Origin of the sequence: Asticcacaulis sp. AC460 (assembly GCF_000495795.1) — a bacterium.
GTDB lineage: Bacteria > Pseudomonadota > Alphaproteobacteria > Caulobacterales > Caulobacteraceae > Asticcacaulis.
Genome location: NZ_AWGD01000031.1, coordinates 168,874 through 186,024, shown reverse-complemented (window position 1 = coordinate 186,024; position 17,151 = coordinate 168,874). Strand labels below are relative to the sequence as shown.

General features: G+C 59.5%; 17 protein-coding genes. 7 read left to right on the top strand and 10 right to left on the bottom strand.

Features of this window, described 5'->3' with window-relative positions; translation table 11 throughout:
• Positions 1 to 163 precede the first annotated feature (163 nt).
• From ABAC460_RS48490 to ABAC460_RS41225, 5 genes are all read left to right on the top strand, one after another.
• Positions 164 to 1,219 (top strand): hypothetical protein, encoded by a 1,056-nt coding sequence (locus tag ABAC460_RS48490; RefSeq protein WP_155914701.1) that lies wholly within the window; start codon positions 164 to 166, stop codon positions 1,217 to 1,219.
• Between the two features lie 443 nt (positions 1,220 to 1,662).
• The gene (locus tag ABAC460_RS41235) at positions 1,663 to 1,992 is read left to right on the top strand and encodes a hypothetical protein (RefSeq protein WP_023454654.1); all 330 of its coding nucleotides are present in this window, start codon (positions 1,663 to 1,665) and stop codon (positions 1,990 to 1,992) included.
• A gap of 5 nt (positions 1,993 to 1,997) precedes the next feature.
• Positions 1,998 to 2,330, top strand: coding sequence for an ArsR/SmtB family transcription factor (locus tag ABAC460_RS41230; protein ID WP_031237147.1), 333 nt, complete (start codon positions 1,998 to 2,000; stop codon positions 2,328 to 2,330).
• An 8-nt stretch (positions 2,331 to 2,338) separates the two neighbouring features.
• On the top strand, positions 2,339 to 2,596 hold the full coding sequence (locus ABAC460_RS0124955) for a hypothetical protein (RefSeq protein WP_023454652.1): 258 nt from the start codon (positions 2,339 to 2,341) through the stop codon (positions 2,594 to 2,596).
• 53 nt (positions 2,597 to 2,649) lie between these two features.
• A complete protein-coding gene (locus ABAC460_RS41225) occupies positions 2,650 to 3,081 on the top strand; it encodes a hypothetical protein (RefSeq protein WP_023454651.1) in 432 nt (143 codons plus the stop codon).
• A gap of 38 nt (positions 3,082 to 3,119) precedes the next feature.
• Here ABAC460_RS41225 and ABAC460_RS41220 read toward each other — a convergent pair whose 3' ends face one another.
• Entirely contained in the window at positions 3,120 to 3,581 is a 462-nt protein-coding gene (locus ABAC460_RS41220) for a hypothetical protein (protein ID WP_023454650.1), read from the bottom strand.
• Between the two features lie 251 nt (positions 3,582 to 3,832).
• On the opposite strand from ABAC460_RS41220, the gene ABAC460_RS41215 reads away from it, so the two are divergent.
• Entirely contained in the window at positions 3,833 to 4,231 is a 399-nt protein-coding gene (locus ABAC460_RS41215; protein WP_023454649.1) for an Imm50 family immunity protein, read from the top strand.
• A gap of 128 nt (positions 4,232 to 4,359) precedes the next feature.
• Here ABAC460_RS41215 and ABAC460_RS41210 read toward each other — a convergent pair whose 3' ends face one another.
• From ABAC460_RS41210 to ABAC460_RS41180, 7 genes are all read right to left on the bottom strand, one after another.
• Entirely contained in the window at positions 4,360 to 5,193 is an 834-nt protein-coding gene (locus ABAC460_RS41210; protein WP_023454648.1) for a DpnII family type II restriction endonuclease, read from the bottom strand.
• Positions 5,194 to 6,297, bottom strand: a complete 1,104-nt coding sequence (locus ABAC460_RS41205; RefSeq protein ID WP_023454647.1) for a DNA adenine methylase — start codon at positions 6,295 to 6,297, stop codon at positions 5,194 to 5,196.
• A 307-nt stretch (positions 6,298 to 6,604) separates the two neighbouring features.
• Positions 6,605 to 9,316, bottom strand: a complete 2,712-nt coding sequence (locus ABAC460_RS41200) for a TonB-dependent receptor (RefSeq protein WP_023454646.1) — start codon at positions 9,314 to 9,316, stop codon at positions 6,605 to 6,607.
• 645 nt (positions 9,317 to 9,961) lie between these two features.
• Positions 9,962 to 11,197 carry an MFS transporter gene (locus ABAC460_RS41195; RefSeq protein WP_023454645.1) on the bottom strand — a complete coding sequence of 412 codons (1,236 nt, stop codon included), beginning with the start codon at positions 11,195 to 11,197 and terminating at the stop codon, positions 9,962 to 9,964.
• A 13-nt stretch (positions 11,198 to 11,210) separates the two neighbouring features.
• Positions 11,211 to 12,008: an amidohydrolase family protein gene (locus tag ABAC460_RS41190; RefSeq protein WP_023454644.1), complete on the bottom strand. Its 798-nt coding sequence runs from the start codon at positions 12,006 to 12,008 to the stop codon at positions 11,211 to 11,213.
• Entirely contained in the window at positions 12,005 to 12,955 is a 951-nt protein-coding gene (locus ABAC460_RS41185) for an aldo/keto reductase (RefSeq protein WP_023454643.1), read from the bottom strand. The genes ABAC460_RS41190 and ABAC460_RS41185 overlap by 4 nt, the downstream gene beginning before the upstream one ends.
• 3 nt (positions 12,956 to 12,958) lie before the next feature.
• Entirely contained in the window at positions 12,959 to 14,098 is a 1,140-nt protein-coding gene (locus ABAC460_RS41180; protein WP_023454642.1) for a mandelate racemase/muconate lactonizing enzyme family protein, read from the bottom strand.
• Between the two features lie 163 nt (positions 14,099 to 14,261).
• Between ABAC460_RS41180 and ABAC460_RS41175 the strand changes: the two genes are divergently transcribed.
• Positions 14,262 to 14,996: a FadR/GntR family transcriptional regulator gene (locus tag ABAC460_RS41175; protein ID WP_023454641.1), complete on the top strand. Its 735-nt coding sequence runs from the start codon at positions 14,262 to 14,264 to the stop codon at positions 14,994 to 14,996.
• 66 nt (positions 14,997 to 15,062) lie between these two features.
• Here the strand turns inward: ABAC460_RS41175 and ABAC460_RS41170 are convergent, their stop codons facing one another.
• Both ABAC460_RS41170 and ABAC460_RS41165 read right to left on the bottom strand, forming a co-directional pair.
• On the bottom strand, positions 15,063 to 15,659 hold the full coding sequence (locus ABAC460_RS41170; protein ID WP_023454640.1) for a 50S ribosomal protein L25/general stress protein Ctc: 597 nt from the start codon (positions 15,657 to 15,659) through the stop codon (positions 15,063 to 15,065).
• A 149-nt stretch (positions 15,660 to 15,808) separates the two neighbouring features.
• Positions 15,809 to 17,098, bottom strand: a complete 1,290-nt coding sequence (locus tag ABAC460_RS41165; protein ID WP_023454639.1) for a hypothetical protein — start codon at positions 17,096 to 17,098, stop codon at positions 15,809 to 15,811.
• Between the last annotated feature and the right edge of the window lie 53 nt (positions 17,099 to 17,151).

The window sequence follows — 17,151 nt, the reverse complement described above, 5'->3', positions numbered from 1 at the left end:
TTTCTTTCTTCTCCTCCCTATCGAAGATGGGGAGGTGGCGAGCAAGTGAGGCCCCTTATGGGCCGAAACGCGTCGAGACGGAGGGGTCTTCTTAAGTTTGGCTTGACCTGTCTTGGCTCGCCTCGTTTATGGGTGAACGCTCGGTCATGCTGCCAAAGGGGGAATGATGCTGGACATAAGAAATTTCACCTACTTTCCCGACACGAGGGATGCGCTCGACCAAGTCGAACAGGCCTTTGGCGACGCCTCAGCCAACGCGCCAACTCGCCTCAGCCGCATCGGAAACCTTGTCGTCTCCATTCGCCTCAGCAATCCTTTGGCAGGCGATCAGCACCCCGGGCGTGGTAGCTATGACAAACCGACGGGCACATATTATATAGCCGCCAATGCCGACTACGATCGATGGGTCGTTCCGGACTGGCACCATCGAACGCAGAGCTATGCTGCGGCCATGAAAGACGCCATCGGACGCGTGGCGAAGACGCGCCTGCCTGAGGCGGAGCGCACAGCCATTCTGGGCCTGATCGACCATCTGGAGGAGACGGTTTCTGGATCACCGCCCGACAATCTGAAGCCTCTGAAGCCGGTGAAGCTGATGTATAGCGAGGACAGCCTCAGGCCGGCCATCGCCTTCGACGTAGAGCCGCCAATCGGCCTCGCCGTGTCGACCGACGCGATCCTGGTGCTGCCGCAGAACGTCGCCGCCGTCGCGGCAAGCCTGCCCAAACGGGAGCCGGAAAGCCCGCGTCCCTTCAAGCTGTATCGTCGCGACGGCGAAGCCTTGCACTATCAAGAAGCCTGGGCCCATGACGGTGAGCTTACGGAACATTGGGGCGTGTGCGGCCATGAAGGGGATAGCCTGCTTCATCACTACGACAGCCTGACGGCCGGAAACAAAATCGTGGAGGCCATAAAGCGCCGAGCGCGCCAGGCCGGATTTTCATCCCTGCCGCGCTCCCGCCATCGACAACTGGTTATCGAGTTGCCGATCGACGGCTTCGGCGCCGAAGATGACATCGATGTCCGTCACAAGCTTCAAACCTACTTCGACAATTGCCTTGGGTGGCTTGGTCTCGGTCATGTCGACGGAGGATCGACCGGTTCCGGCAGCATGGAAATCTTTTGCATCGTGCCCGATGTCGCTACCGCCCGGATAGCCGTTTTAGCCGAACTGCCGAAGCTGAAGATCGACAATGCCCGGCTCTACGAGATGAAGTGAAGAAACATGGGCTCGGCTATTAGGGCGTTCGGGAGGTCGAACTTGAAGGCTGGAACCACCAGAATGCCCTGATGGGCTTGGAAATCCCGAAGGTCAGTGACGCCCACCAACTCAGTATGGAGGGGGCCTACGGCGTTGATGGCATCATAACCGCCAGTCATATTTCGATAGTGCTCGAACCGTTGCCGGATAAGGCCTCTGGTAAGATTGCCGCTACATAAATTTGCGAAGGTCCATCGCCCTGCGAAAATGCCGGATCGTGGCTCTGCCACTTTTTGCGACCGCTCGTTGTCACGAGACGGAATGTCTATTGACAGGCTTTCATGTGTAAGATATTTCTTACACATGACAACTTGTTGTGTGTCGTGAGGGCTGACGCGCCGTGGCGCTGTGGGCCGCAAACACACAGCACAGCGTCTCAGACATTCACAGGTAGAAGCCTCATGAAACGCCGAGCCCTCTTCTCGATTGCCCTTGTGCTGACGTCCGTTCCGGTCCTGCTGCCGGTCGCTCCGGCGATCGCCGCCGCAACGGTAAAAGCCGTCGCATGGTCCGTTGAGACCACGAAGATCGGGCAGTTGCTGGATAATCCGGCCGCCAAGGCGATCTTTGTCAGGCATCTGCCGTATGTGGCCAACAGCGGCCAGCTATGGATGGCGCGGGGGATGACACTGCGGCAAATCCAGAAGCACTCGAAGGGTTACATCACCGATGAGAAGCTGGCGGCCATGGAGGTCGATCTCAAAGCCCTTCCGCCGATGGTGGTGAAATAGTGCCTGTGCCGGAAAACAAGCCTGTCCTTGATGGCGATCAGGTACTCGCAGCCCTGGCGGCGCTCGCCAATCCGCATCGGTTGCGCATCATCGCGGCGCTGGCGTCCGGCGGGCGAAACTTCGTCAGCCAGATGGCGCGGGACGCCGGCATCAGCCGGCCCTTGATGCACCTCCATCTCCAAAAACTGGAAAGCAGCGGCCTGATCACCAGCAAGCTTGAGCTGTCGAGCGATGGCAAGGCGCTGAACTACTACGAAGTCACCGATTTTGCCCTCGTCCTAACGCCGCAGACAATAGCTCAGGCCGCGCTTTCCCTTACATCCAATTCCGAAACCTAGAGGTTCCCATGTCCGAAAACGTTTTTTATGCCGCCTTCTTCTTTCCCGCCGCGGCAGGTGTTCTAATTTTCTTTATGAAATACGTCTCCGAAATCCTTCAGGCGCGTGTTCGCCTTGCCCAGGATGAAGCCTATCGCGCGCTGGCGGCACAGGCGATCGCTGCCCAGACCGACGCAGCGAAAACACTTTCGACCTATGGCGATACCCTGACGGCGATCCAGACGAAACTGGCCGCGGTCGAAAAGGTCCTGAAAGACGTCGAATAACCGCCGCTTGTCGCGGCGATCCAAATCCCAAAGAAAGTACCAGGGGAAATATAATGAGCAATGTGTCCGGGTTCCGTCTGTATCTGCTGCGGGCGATCTATCTTCTGATTACCGTGGCGCAGGGGCTGAACATCTGGCCGCTGATCCTGCATCATGACAAGGCGTGGGGGATGAATGAAGGCGTGGTGATTTGCATGATGGGGGCGCTGACCGCCTTGTCCGCATTTGGCCTGCGCTATCCGCTCCTTATGCTGCCGTTGCTGCTCTGGGAAATCGTCTGGAAGACGATCTGGCTGATTGTGGTGGCCATACCTCTGTGGCTGAGTGGAGCGATGGACAAAGCCACGGCTGAGACGGCCTTCGCGTGCGGCCTTGTGGTCATTATCTATGCCGCCGTCCCCTGGGGCTATGTCGTTTCGCACTACATAACCCGGTCCGGCGATCCGTGGGGCTGGAAGACCTTGCCCTCGGCCAACAAAGCCTGACCGTCACGGCCGGCCAGAATGTCGCGCGTGCGCCGCGGCTATACTGGCTGCGTGTCCTCGTCGGGCAGATGGTACTTGAGGGTAAGCAGGATCATCAAAAGAGTTACGAAAAAGCCACTGCCTGCCAAGGTCCGATAAACCTCATCCCTGACAAACATGGTGATAATGACAACGCACCAGAGGCTGAATGCGCATATCTGCAGTCGGCGGTCTCCGATGCGGTGGAAGATGTGTCGCCACCATGGGAGCGACTTTCGCTCGCTGTGAGCTATGGCATTATTGCGGTTGACGGCGCGACGTGTTTCACCGTCGCATAAAGCCAGTACAAACAGGATCGCGGCGAGACCGAACTGCCCCTTGACCGCCAGCCAAAGAAGGTCTCGATCAGGCCCGTTGGACAGGAGCCATACCGGCAGTCCCACAACCTCCGCAGTCGCGGCGATTACAACCGGCCAATAGAGAGCGGCCACGATCCAATCGCTGAAAGACTTTACCTTCATCAAACACTGCCCATGTGGCTGCAATCAATGTGCGCGTCTGCGCATGAATAGCCTGCCATGCACGTTTGCACCAGTATTGAGCCTCCTGGCGCCAATTGCGGAGATGGAAACGTCTTGGTACCATCGAAGTCTCAGGCCAACCATAATTCGGCTTGACCTTTATTTGCCATCCCGTTTACGGCGCAAGCGCAGCGAAAGTATAGCTTTCGCGAGCGTGGGTATCATTTGGGAAAACGGACATAGGGAACCGCGTGACAGAAACGAACGAAATTGACTGGACGCCGGTTGTTCAATGGTTTGGGCATGTGCCCGGGTTCCACGATTCCGAAGTCGTCAGCATCGACCTGCGTCGCGATCCGTTGCCTTCCGTTATTCGCCTCCGTGCGTTCCGAATGAACGCCGACACGGACGAGAAGGGCTATTTTCGCCTGGACCTGCACTGTCTTGTGACCTTCACCTTATCCGGCGTCCAGGACGTCGAACTTGAAGGCTGGAACCACCAGAACGCCTTGATGGGCCTGGAAATCACTAAGACCGGTGATGTGTACCGACTCGATTTGGACGGAGCCTGGGGCGTTCAAGGTTTCATGACGGCGAGCCATATTGCGATCGAACTCGAGCCTTGGTCGCATGAACCGGCCCTAAAGTAGACGACTACAACGCCAAGGCATTCCAAGTCCGCCGAGCACAGGTTTCGAATTTGTGGGGAATAGCGCTCCTGTCCTCGTACCCTGTATTCCAGTCCCCAAAGCTTTACGTCTGAGACGTTGGAGCCGCCTTAACCAATGATGTGTTTCAGGCTGCGCAAATCGGCGAGAAATTCCTCGCGCATGCTGGTCGTGTAAATGCGTGCAATTTTGCCTTGATTTTGACGTTCAACGATTTTCTTCAAATCGGAGAGACGCGACTTCCAGGTCATGCCGTCGGTGACAAAGAGCAACCAGGTGTCCCGGCGCATAGCATCGATGATGGCATCGAGGTCGCCGATAATATCTGTCATTTTGGAGCCTGTCGCGCCATACCCTTTCACCTCAATAACGATCCGTGGCCGCATCCGGTCGGGGACAGCTACGTCGCACTTGGCAGTCTTGTTGTCTGCTCCTGTAAAGGAACAACGGGTTTCGTATTGGTCTTCGAAGACTTCCCGGACCATCGCTTCGGCGAAATCCTCCAATCCACGGCCGCGCCGCTGACCGGAAATGGCTGAGCCGCGGCCCGACCGCAAACGTTCGGCAAGAATATCGCTCCACACGGGCCTGTAGTTGATGGTGCTGGCCATGGCTTCGGGAAGGCGCAGCCGCTCCAGTGCGGCGAGGTAATCTTCAGGCTCTGACTGATAGCGCTTGACACCTATTCCGCCTGCTCCCAGCTCGCTTTTGAGCTCAGTTTCCATACTATCTTTCGACAGAGCCAAAAACAGGCGGGCACAGAGTATGCCTTCGTCAAAATTGCCACTGAGAAGGGCGGCTATGTCTTCGCGTCCATAACTCTCCTTTTTGGGCAAGTCACTTAGCCGCGCGATCGCGCTGGCTGCAATCTCGTCCATCCAGTCGACATTTAGCGGACTCAAGCCGTCTACCACTTCCTCGAGCGTCTGGTATTTCTGCAGCATTCAGGAGCCGACGATTAGATATTCTGTGACGGAAGCCCGCTCAACGCCTTTATGCGTGCCGAAGTGATAGCGATGCGGCTTTTCGAAAGTGCGCACTCTTTTCTTATGCTTTTGCATCAGACTTTCAAGTATGTTGAGATCCGGATAGCCATTTGAGCTGTATGACAAGGCAATTTTGCTATCCTTGAAACGCTCAAACATACTATCAAAAGCATCTACAGCCGTTCGTCGATAACTGAAGGGCGTATATTTCTTGGCGATTTTCTTCACCTTTGTAGATGTATCTATCGGTAAATCTTCCCAGTACTGGGATAGTCCTTCGAGAAAGTGATAGCGCTTGACGTAGCAATTGTCATCGGAACGGGGAACATACGGAGGATCCAGATACACCAGATCGACTTTTTCCCGTGGAAGGTCAAAAACGTCCGACTGTAAGGATTGATTCTTCCGGCCGTTGTCAAATACGGCAGCGTTATACACTTCGACTTGCTCCAGGAAGTGTTCCTCCAGGGACAATCGAAGATCCCGACGACCGTCGTCGTAGTGAGACAGGTCGCCGGAAATTGTGAAAACCCCGCGCGGTTGGCGTTTCAGACAGGACCGGAACAAGGCTGCGTAAGCAAGCGCTCGCTGATGAGGATTTTGAAGTTGCCGGATATTGCCCGACACGCGATCGAGGAAGCGCAAGTCATCCGGCTTGTAAAAGACGCCTTTGAACGTCGTCTCTATGAAACGACTACCATCAGGGTAGGGGGCTAGGAGGCGCTTGACAGCCGGTTCTTCGAGATGGACGTGGTTATTCTCAATCGTCGCACGGGCGACGGTGCTCGTGAAATTGAGAAAATCGGACGACGCAACTCGGCGTCCCATCGATTTTAGCAGATAGGACACGCTACCTGTTCCAGAGAATGGGTCCAGCGCGCTTTCAAAATCATACAGACTAAGCACCTCGAAAATCCAAGGCAGCAGACGGGTTTTCGAACCCATGTAACGCAGCTCCGGATAATGCCGCGCCCGTTCAGGCATGGCCGCCTGTTCAGACCTTATCACCACGCTGTGCGGGTTGATGACATTGTCAGGCAGGGCAATATGGACCGGCTTCATGGAGTTAGTCGTTTGGGTGTTGTGAGGAACAATAGCCAGCGGTCGCAAGGTGTGAACATATGTGGAACATAGCTTCGATTCGTTGGTCAGGCAACCGGCCATTGAAATAGCTCAACATCACCCCTGCGCCAACGGTGTGTTCATCTGCCATAGCCGTATTTCCGCCAATCTGTCGGCCTCGCTGGCAAGCCATAAAAAGAACCCGCAGTTCCGGGTGAAGGAACTGCGGGTCAAGACGCTTACTGTCGCCCGGGCCCCCAAACGGGTAAATGCGGGTCCGGCAGGGTTACATAACAGCAGGCAGGACTTAGAACCGGTACCGGACACCCGCGGAGATCCGCTTGCCGGTGGTGCGGTATTCCTTGGTGCGGTCAGGCGTGACCGAGTAGATGAACTCGTTCGTATCCGTCAGGTTCAGACCGTCCAGATAGACCGTGAAGTTGCTCGTCACGTCGTACGAAACGCCGGCATCCAGCTGGCCGTAGGCGTCGAAATATTCCGGCTCGCCGTTGCGGCCCGAAGCCACCGCCAGGAACTTGTCGCGCCAGGTATAGGCGAGGCGGGCCTGGACCGGACCCTTTTCATAGAAACCGATCAGGCTGTAGCTGTACTTCGACAACCCTTCCAGGCCGTAGGACACATTGGCCACCGCATTGGTGTAGTTGGCGTTCGACTCGGCATAGGTGAACGAGGTCTGCACGCCCAGGCCGTCCCACGGCGCCGGCAGGTTGCCGAACACCTGGCGGTAACCCAGTTCGAAACCCTTCACCGTGGCGCCCTTGCCGTTGGTCGGCACGGTCACCTGGAAGGTCACCTGGTCGACCTTTTGCGGCGTCGTGGTCAAGGTCACGAAGCTGTCGATATTCTTGTAGAAGGCGGCGAACGACAGCAGCGACAGATGGTCGAAGTACCATTCCACACCGCCTTCGATCTGCGAGGCGCGGAAGGGCTGCAGGTCCGGATTACCGCGGCGGATGGTCTCGTTGCCCGGGTTGGTCTGGATGGTCTGGCGCGGCGACAGGTCGGACAGCGTCGGACGGGTGATGACGCGTGAGGCGGCAAAGCGCAGCAGCAGATCATCCGTGACGCCCAGCTTGGCGTTCAGCGACGGCAGGATGTCGGTATACTTGCCTTCGAAGCTGACCGGGATGACCGGCGACAAGGTGATGATGTTCTGGCCAGCACCGTTCGGCACGGCCGACAGCACGGTGCGCGAGGCGCCGGACGAGGTGTACTTGGTGTCTTCGACGCGGATACCGGCATTGACCGACAGCGGCATGCCGCCCAGGTCCGTGCGGATATCGCTCATGATGTAGGCCAGCGTGACCTTCTCATCGACGACCGACGAACCGGCGGCATCGAAGCGGCCCGGATCGAAGGCCTTGCCGTCCTGGGCGGCGAAGGCGTCGACCTGCTTGATCACCGCCAGGGGATCATAGCCGACCCAGTCACGGATGATATTGCCGTCGTGGCTGGCGAAGAAGTTCATGTCGGTGTTGAAGAACAGCGACTGCGGCAGTACCCGGTCGGAACCGCAATAGGCGCATTGTTCGCCGCCGGGGGTAGAGAAGGCGGTGATGGTCTTCACGCGCTTTTGCGATGCGATGCCGGCAAACAGGGTGACATCGCCTTCGGGCGCCCACTTGGCGTCGAACTTGGCTTCGTCGATCTTGTCGTCGATGTCCGAGCCGCCGCCCCAGATGTAGTAGTGGGCGGTGATGCCGGCCGGGTTGGTCGACGCGTTGTCGTAATTCGGCGACGTAAAGCCGTAGTCATAGATCGGCGAACCATTTCGGCGGTCGAACCACAGGTTCATGTTCTTGCGGCGAATGGTGGTGAAGTGGTTGTTTTCCTTGCCGCGGCGCTCCGCCTTCGAAGACGACAGGTCGAACGACAGGGTCAGGGTATCGGTGGCGCGGTAATTGGCGTTGACGCCCAACAAGGTAGTGGTGACGTTGCGGGTGTCGTGCTGCAGGATCTGGTCGACGAAACCGCCCTGGTAGCGCTGATACACCGCTTCCTTGCCCTGGACGACCTGTTCGACCAGCGTGCCGCCCGAAAAGTCATAGGCCAGGCCGGTCTGGTCTTCGGTGATCTCGGCCTTGGCATAGAGGGCGTCGACGCCGATGGTCAGGCGTTCGGTCGGCTTCCACTGCAACGCGCCGTTCAACCCGGCCATCGACTTTTGCCGCACGAAGAAGAAGGGCGACAGGTTGGACGGCATCGAAATGCCGGAGAAGGGGGCGACGTTCGGACCGATACGCGCGCCGGCAACACCGCCGGCATTGTAATAGCTGTCGGTCGACGAGCGCTTGACGTGGCCGGCGCCGATGTTGAATTCGTCGTCGCGGACCTCCTGGTCGGCGAAAGTGGCGGCAACCGCGACACCGAAGTTGCGGGCGTCATTACGCCAGCTCACCACACCTGCGGCTTCCGGGTTCCAGCTGTCGGCCAGTTCGGCGTAGGTGCTGCCGATCGAGGCGGCGGCGGAGAAGGCCTTGGGCTGATCCAGCGGGCGCAGGGTGCGCACGTCGATGGTGGCGCCGATCGAGGCACCGTTCACATTGGCCTGGGGCGACTTGTAGACATCGGCGCCCGAGATGACCTCCGACGGGATGACGTCGAAGGAGAATTCACGGCCGTTATTGTCGGTGGCCAGGGTGCGGCCATTGACGGTGACGGCGTTGAACTTGGGGCCGAAGCCGCGGACCGAGACGTAGCGGCCTTCGCCGCGGTTACGTTCGATGGTGACGCCGGGGATGCGTTGCAGCGACTCGGCGACGTTCTGGTCGGGCAGCTTGCCCAGGTCTTCCGAGGCGATCGAGTCGACGACGCCGATCGACTGGCGCTTGATATCCAGCGACTGGCGGATGCCGCGGCGGATACCGCGAACTTCGACGACAGTGTCTTCGGCGGCAGGGGCGGCGGTGGTTGTGGTGTCCTGCGCGGCGGCCATGTGAGGCGCCAGCGTAGCGACGGTCATGGCTGTGGCGGCCAGTAGAATCAGTTTCCGGGACATGAGTTTCCTTCCTTATGTCTACGCCCTATTTTGAGCGCTGATGACCCGTTTTTACGGCATGGTAATATGTGTGTCAAATGATCATCATATGTCTGACAATATGCCGCTTCTTTTCGCATCCTGGTGCCTGGATGGGAGAGTCCGACCGTGAAAGCCGGTTTGATGCCCAGTGTAAGTTGGTAAGTCCCTGTAACCGTTCTTATTCTTGTCTGGCCGGTGGACCGGCTCATGCCTCAAAGACGATTAAGCCCCTTGGATCACCTCATGTCAACGGACGCGAAAAGATTGACGGTGAGGGAGAGGAAAACGCATTCCTATATCACCAAAGGGTTTGGCCTGCAACGATAACGGGCGTCTTCCGCTGTGATCGATTCAACACAATCGTGATCTGAAAATGAGAAAACACATCATTTGATGATGAAAAATGATGCTATCAAACATGAATTGTCTGAGTTAATAAAGCTCCAAGCACGAAAAAGCCGCAGAGTCATCTGACTCTGCGGCTGAAATATAAGTCTTCCTCTCCATTTATGGGGTTTGGCGGAGGGGCCCTTTCTTAAGAGTCAAAACCAACCGTCGTTGGTATAAGTCCTCCTCTCCACGAAGTGGGGAGGTGCCGGCGAAGCCGGCGGAGGGGTATCTTCCTTACTTCACGGATCGAATCGGCAACACAAAGAACGACCCGGCAAACACAAAGACGATGGCCGCCACGAACAACACCCGATAGTCGGTGCCAGACATCTTCAACAACACAGCCGCCATGATCGGACTGATGATCTGCGGGATATTGATCGCCGTGGTCAAAACACCCAAATCCTTACCGGCGTCACCCTGAACGGTCTTGGGCAAGACCTGGGTCATCAAAGCCATGTCGATGCTCATAAACGCCCCATACCCGATGCCTATCAATGCCGCATAAACATACATGCCCTCGATCGTCGGCAGGAACAACGGCACGGCCATGGCGGCCGCCATCACCAGGCTGGCGAAGAAGACGAACGGCTTGCGCCGCCCCAGCCAGTCGCTGGCCAACCCGCCCACCAGCGACGACAATACGACAAAAACGAAGTTGATGACGGCGATATTGCCGATGATCTTGTTGGCGTCGCCGGTCGACAGCTTGATATAGTCCTGCAGGATAAACAGCAGATAGGTGGCAATCCCCTGATACCCCAGATAGATGGTGAACCGCCCCGCAAACGCCCAGGTGAAGTCGAGCGACTTGAACGGCCGGGCGAACCCGGCGAAGAAACTGCCGAAGTCGAATTTTTCTACGACCAGCCCTGTCGACGGCGCCTCACGGTTCACAATTACAAACACGATACAACAGGCGGCAATCGCCGCCGCGAACAGACCATAGGCCGCGACCATATCATCGGCCAACTGTCCCGCCACCCAGGTGCCCGCCGCGATCCCGGCCGTCATGCCGGCGCCGACAAAGCCCGAAGCCACGCCGCGCGCCTGTTTGGGGAAACGATCCGCCACCACAGTCGTCAAGGCCGGCTGCATCGAATTCAACGCGATGGCGGCCATTACCCACAACACGGTGATCGCCACCAGCGAGGTCATGAACGACACGCCGAACAGAGCCGCTGCGCCGACCAATGCCCCGATGGCGATCCACGGCGACCGCCGGCCCCAGCGCGACCGTGTCCGGTCCGACAGCGCACCGGCGATCGGCGTCGCCAGGGTCGAGAAGATCGAGGTCACCGCAAACACCAAAGCCAGGTTGTCGGTCTTGTTGTCGGGATCGATGGCGGCGATCTGGTTGGGCAACAGCACGCCCAACACGCCGCAATACAGCGCCAGCAAGACGAAATTATTGACCAGCAGCGAGATCAGCAAGGTCCAGCGCCGGGCGCCCTGTGCATGTTCGGTCATGGCGTCTCCTTTGTTATAATTTATAGACGGCGCGGGCCGTACCCGACCAGATCCGTTCTTGTTGGTCTTCGTTTAGTCCGGCCACCGCCGCCTCGACCGTCTTCCGCCATGGCTCATAACCGCCGGCCAGATTCACGACAGGCCAGTCGCCGCCGAACAGACACCGTTCCGGCCCGAACACCTCGATCGCATGCGCCAGGTACGGCAGCAATTGCTCCGGCTTCCAACTCTTCCAGTCGGCCTGGGTCGGCAACCCCGACAGCTTGCAATAAAGGTTTGGAAATTCCGCGAGTCGGCTCAACTGCGATTCCCAGCTATCGAATTCGCTACCGGCGATATTGGGCTTGCCGAGATGGTCGAGAATGACCGTCGCCTCCGGCACGGCCTTCAACACAGTGGCCAGTTCCGCCATCTGGTGCGCCCGGATGCACATGTCGATGCTTAACCCGGCATCCGCTGCCGCGGCCACGCCGTCCGTATAGGCGCCCAACATAAAGCCGTCGGCCTCATTCTGGGCATTACGGCGAACACCCTTTACCGACGGCCGCCGAACCAACTCAGCCAGATACGGACGAACCTCAGCACCCAGTTCCAACGGCGCGTAAGCTACAGTTCCCGTTATTGCGAACTGTCGGATCCAATCGACCTCCTGCAAAGCCTGATCGGGCCTACAGTCCGATTGGACGAAAATAACACTTCCAGCATACGCGAAGTGTTCCGGCAGGTGGGCATGAGCGATTTCGGGCACATGTTTCAGCCAGTCGTAACTCAGCCGTGCCGGGTCCCAGAAGTGCGTGTGCGCGTCGATCATGACCCCGCCTTGCCGCCATTTCCGGGCAACACATCCCACCCCAGATCCCGAACCGGCGCCAGCACAGCCTCGACCCGCGCCAGCAATTCCGCATCAATCGGCACATTCAATGCCGCCACGTTATCGCTCATATTAACAGCGCTGGACGACCCTATGACGGTCGACGCAATCCCTTGCTCCGCCGCCTTTTGCAATGCCCACTGCACCGCCAGCCGCGAAATATCCGACCCCGCCTCGGCGCAAATTCGCGCCGCTTCCGCCGCCGCCTTATGGACCGTCTCATGACCCGGATGCCAGTCGGGCGGGCCTTTCCGCGTCAGTAATCCCATACCCAGAGGCGAAGCATTGAACACGGCGATATCATGGCTTTTCAACCGCTGCGCCACCGGACCAAGTCTTTGATCCTGCATGGTAAAACTGCAATAGGCCATGACCGTATCGACCTGCTGCTCGACCGCGATCTTTTCCAACACGGCCAAGTCATAACCCGTAATTCCGACATAGCGGATCACACCTTGCGCCTTCAACTCACGCAGGGCAGGGAGGGCTTCGTCGACCAACTGTTTCAGGTCGCCGTGCTCGATATCGTGGCATTGCAGGACATCAACATGGCCGCATTTCAACCGCCCCAGCGACTCACCGAGACTGCGCAATGTGGCGTCGCGCGAGAAGTCCCAAGCTTTGTCGCCATAGCGGCCGACCTTGGTCGCCAGGGTATAGCGACTGCGCTCAACCCCCTGCAAAGCAAGGCCCAACGCCGTTTCCGCCTTGGTCAAACCGTAATAGGGCGCGACATCGATCAGCGACACGCCCAGGCCCAGCGCAGTCTGCACCGTAGCGTCGGCATTGGCCTGAGACACCTCGGAATAGACGCTGCCCAGCGAGGCGGCGCCCAGCGCCAGCACGGAAATCTCGGGCCCATCATGGGGGAGGCGGGTGGTCTGCATGGTTCAGGCTTCGGGCACCAGGCGCAGCCCGGCCCGCGCCGGCCGGACATGCGGTCCGCCGGGCACAGACCATTGCCCGGACTGGCGTTCGCTGAGGATCAGGGCCTCGTCGACTTCGATGCCCAGGCCCGGCGTATCGCCCAAAACGATGCCGCCATCCGCCAGTTGCTGGTCCAGCTTCAACCCGACAGGCGGCTTGAAATCCTGAACTTCGACGGTTAGCAGGTTGGGCACGGCCGCGGCGGCATGAGCGACCGGATTACAGTTATAACCCACTGGCGAGACTGGCAGATTATGGGCGTGGGCGGCGTTGGCGACCCGCAGGAAATGGGTGACACCCCACACCATTCCGGCCTGCACGATGTCGACGGCCTTGGCTTCGAACAAGGGCAGATACTGATCCAGCCCCGTCAAATTCTCACCGGTCGCTACGGCGCATTTCGACGCGCGAGCAATGGTGGCATGGCCTTCGGCGTCCCAGCGCCGCACCGGCTCCTCGATCCAGGTCAGGTCGATGTGACGCTCGATTTCGGCGAGATGGCGAATGGCCTGCTTACGCGACCACGATTCGTTGACGTCGAACATCATGGCCGGTCGCGGCGTGTTGCGCTCCAGGATGTCGCGCACGGCCATCAACCGGCGCAGGTCGCGGTCGAGGTCGCGGCCGCCTTTCAGCTTGGCGCCGGTAAAGCCCAGGTCGGCCCATTGGCTATACAAATCAACCAGTTGATCATCAGCCAGCCCTTGGCACAAGCCCGAAGCATAGCCCGGTACGAACCGGTCACGGGCGCCCAGGGTCCGCCACAGCGGCTCGTCGGCCATCTTGGCCTTCAGGTCCCAAAGCGCCATGTCGACCGCGCCGATCGCCCCGAAGGTCGCGCCGGCATGGCCACTTTTGAACACGTGAGCCAGCATGCGATCGTACAGTGCGGTGACGGCGCGCGGATCTTCACCTTCGACCGCCGGAAAAATCCGCTCAATATCGCCATGGGCGCCCAAACCGACCCCGGTCAGGCCCGAATCGGTGGTCAGCAACAGGATCGGCACGTCCGTGACGCCGGATTTGACGATGCCGTTGACATCGCCGATCGGCCGGCCCCAGTTATTGACGGTGGTGAGGCTGCGGTAGCCGGTGATCTTCATACGCGGGCGCTTTGTGACTCAAATTGATAATATGTATGATGATGCTATCATGTGGCATCCGGCATGACAAGCGCTACTTGCGCCGGTGGGGCGTTCGTCCCATACTGGCCACGCGAAGCCTGTGAACGCCCGGGATTCGTTGACTTCATAAGGACTATCGCGCTTGACCGCTTCCGCTGCTCTTTCCGCCCGCAATGCCCGCCGCCGTCCCCGCCTGGCCGCCGCCGTCGTCGAGGACCTGGTGACCGCTATCGTCACCGAGGTCTATCCGGCGGGCTCGGCCCTGCCGCCAGAAAACGTGCTGTGCGACATGTTCGAGGTCAGCCGCACCGTGATCCGCGAAGCGACCACCGCTCTGACCGAAAAAGGGCTTGTGGTTTCGCAGCAGGGCAGGGGCACGATCGTCCAGGATTCGGCGCACTGGAGCCTGCTGGACCCTATGGTGTTGGCAGCCCTGTTCCAACGCGACGACGGCCTCAACTACCTCGACAACCTGATCGAAATCCGCACGGCTTTGGAGGCCTCAATGGCGGCCAAGGCGGCGGAACGGCTGACGGCGGACGATGCCGCTGAACTGACGGCGCAATTGGAAAAACTGGACGGTCTGCTGGGGACGCCGGCGGGCTATGTCCATGAGGATGTGAAGTTCCACGACATCATCATGCGCATCTCGGGGGACCGCCTGTCCGAGGCGATCATCAATTCGATCCAGGGCAAGGCGCTGAAAAACATCAACTATTCCGGCAAGCTGAACGTCGACCATGTCCGCGATACCCACGCGGCGCACAAACAGGTCTATGACGCCATCATGAAGCGTGACGGAGAGGGCGCGGCCCGGGCCATGCGCGAGCACATCCAGGGTAGCTGGAAAAAGCGCCGCCCGACGAGTTTGAAATAGACCCGCTAAAAACAAAAACCCCGCGTCGATGACGCGGGGTTTTCAGTATCAGAAATGCCTGGAAGCTTAGGCTTCGGCGCCTTCGGCGTCGCTGCTCTTGCTGGCCCCCGAAGCGGTGACCGAGGCCACAACCGTCACGCCCTTGGCAACCGCGGTCACGTCCGACGGCAGCTTCAGGTCGGAGATGTGAACCGACTGGCCGATTTCCAGGCCCGTCAGGTCGACGATGATGTCTTCCGGGATGTGGTCGGCCGGAACCTGGATTTCCAGTTCGTGGAAAGCCACGTTCAGGGCGCCGCCCTTCTTCAGGCCGGGCGACAGTTCGTGGTTCTTGAAGTGCACCGGAACCGAGATGCGGATCTTGGCATGCTCGTCGACGCGGTACAGGTCGAAGTGGACCGGCACGTCGGTGACCGGGTGGAAGTCGATCGACTTGGCGATGACCTTCTGGGTCTCGTCGCCGTACTTCAGAGTGACCAGGTGGCCGTTCAGCTTGCCGGTCGACAGCGACTTGCGGAAGGCGTTCAGGTTGACGGCGATCGGCACGGGGCCCTTGTCGCCACCATACAGAACGCCCGGCAGCTTGCCTTCGTTGCGGGTTGCACGGGCGCCGCCCGTACCGGTGCGTTCACGCACTTCGACATCCAGAACAATCTCGGCCATCAGCCTCTTCCTCGAACATAAAAAGGCCGCGCATCCATCCTGGGCACGGCAGGGAAACTTTTAAGAGCGCGGGTGATACACGAAGCCGCTGCCGTATGCAACCGGCAAAACCGGGAAAATGCATACGGCCGCAGCTTCGCGGGATTCCCTTATCTGCGCTTCTTGTGCTTGCCGGTCGCCTTCTTCTTGGCCGGCTTCTTGACCGGAGCCGGCTTGATATAGGGCTCGGCGGTGGCGTAGGTCGCAGCGATCTTGGCCGGCTCAAAGCTGAGCGCATTGCTCGACATCTTGCCCAGGCACTGGCCGGTATCCATCAGCACGTGCTGACCCAGGCAGAAGACGTCCTCGAAATGCGGCGTCGCCACAGCCAGGCACTGATACAGGTTCAGCTTGCTCATGTCGAAGCAGCGTTCGCCCTCGACCTCATCCAGCAGGTAGTTGAGGTATTCGGTGCGGCTGTCGCCGGCTTCGCCCAATATGGCCAGGGCGGCGATGGTCAGGGCGCGGTTGACGGCGCCGGTATAGGGCGTGTTGAACAGGTCCGGGCGGTCGAAGACATTGGTCGTCGAGGCGAAGGTCGCTGCCGGCACCGCTGAGTCGGTCGCCGCCGGCGCGCTAGCCAATTTCTTGGTCGCCGGCACGGTGACGGCGCTTTGATCGTCCGTCGTGGTGGCGGCCGTCTCGGTCTCGGGTGTGAAGGTGACGCCATCGCCCTGGATGACATAGCCACCAGTCGACTGACCGGTCGTCGCCTGGGTGGTCAGGCCGGTGCCGGTCAGGGCGGCGGCCAGCAGGCGGGAGCTTTCGTCGCTGTGGACGCTGCGCAGGGCGACCGAATTTTGCTTGGTCTGGGCCAGGCGGCCATCGCGGTCGGCGACCTTTTCCTTGGACCACTTCTGGCGTTGAACGTCATAGGCGGCGCGTTTGACGCCGGCGCCGGAATTGTAGACCGACTGGCCGTCCGAGCTCAGTGCCAGGATGACGCGGCGGGCGGCGATATCGGCTGACGGCAGGCTGGCGGCGTAATTGTAGTCGGAGGTCAGCCTGCGTACCAGCTCTGCACGCGCCGTTTCATCGGCGGCGTAGGCGCGCAGGGACGAGCGGAAGCTGGGCTCCTGCATGGCGACGATGGCGGCATAGGCGACGACGCCACGTGCCAGCTGGTCCGGCTGGTAGGTCGCACCTTCCTGGAGCTTGGTCTGGACGACCTGAGCATCGCTGAAATTGGCCCGCATGTTGCGCGCCGTGGTGATGTAGTCGACATAGACCGCGGCGGCGTCGGAAACCTGGGTCGCCAAGGCAACCGGAGGACCGGCCGGGGCGGGGGCCGGGGGAGGTGGCGGTGGTGGCGGCGCATCGGTGGCGCAGCCGGCCAGAACCAAGGCGACAGTGAGGGCAACCAGGCTGAGGCCAGAGCCCTTCGCAACTGCCATTTTCATACGCTACTCCCTTTTTTACCCGAGGTGCCGAAGGCGCGTCCAGAGATCATCGC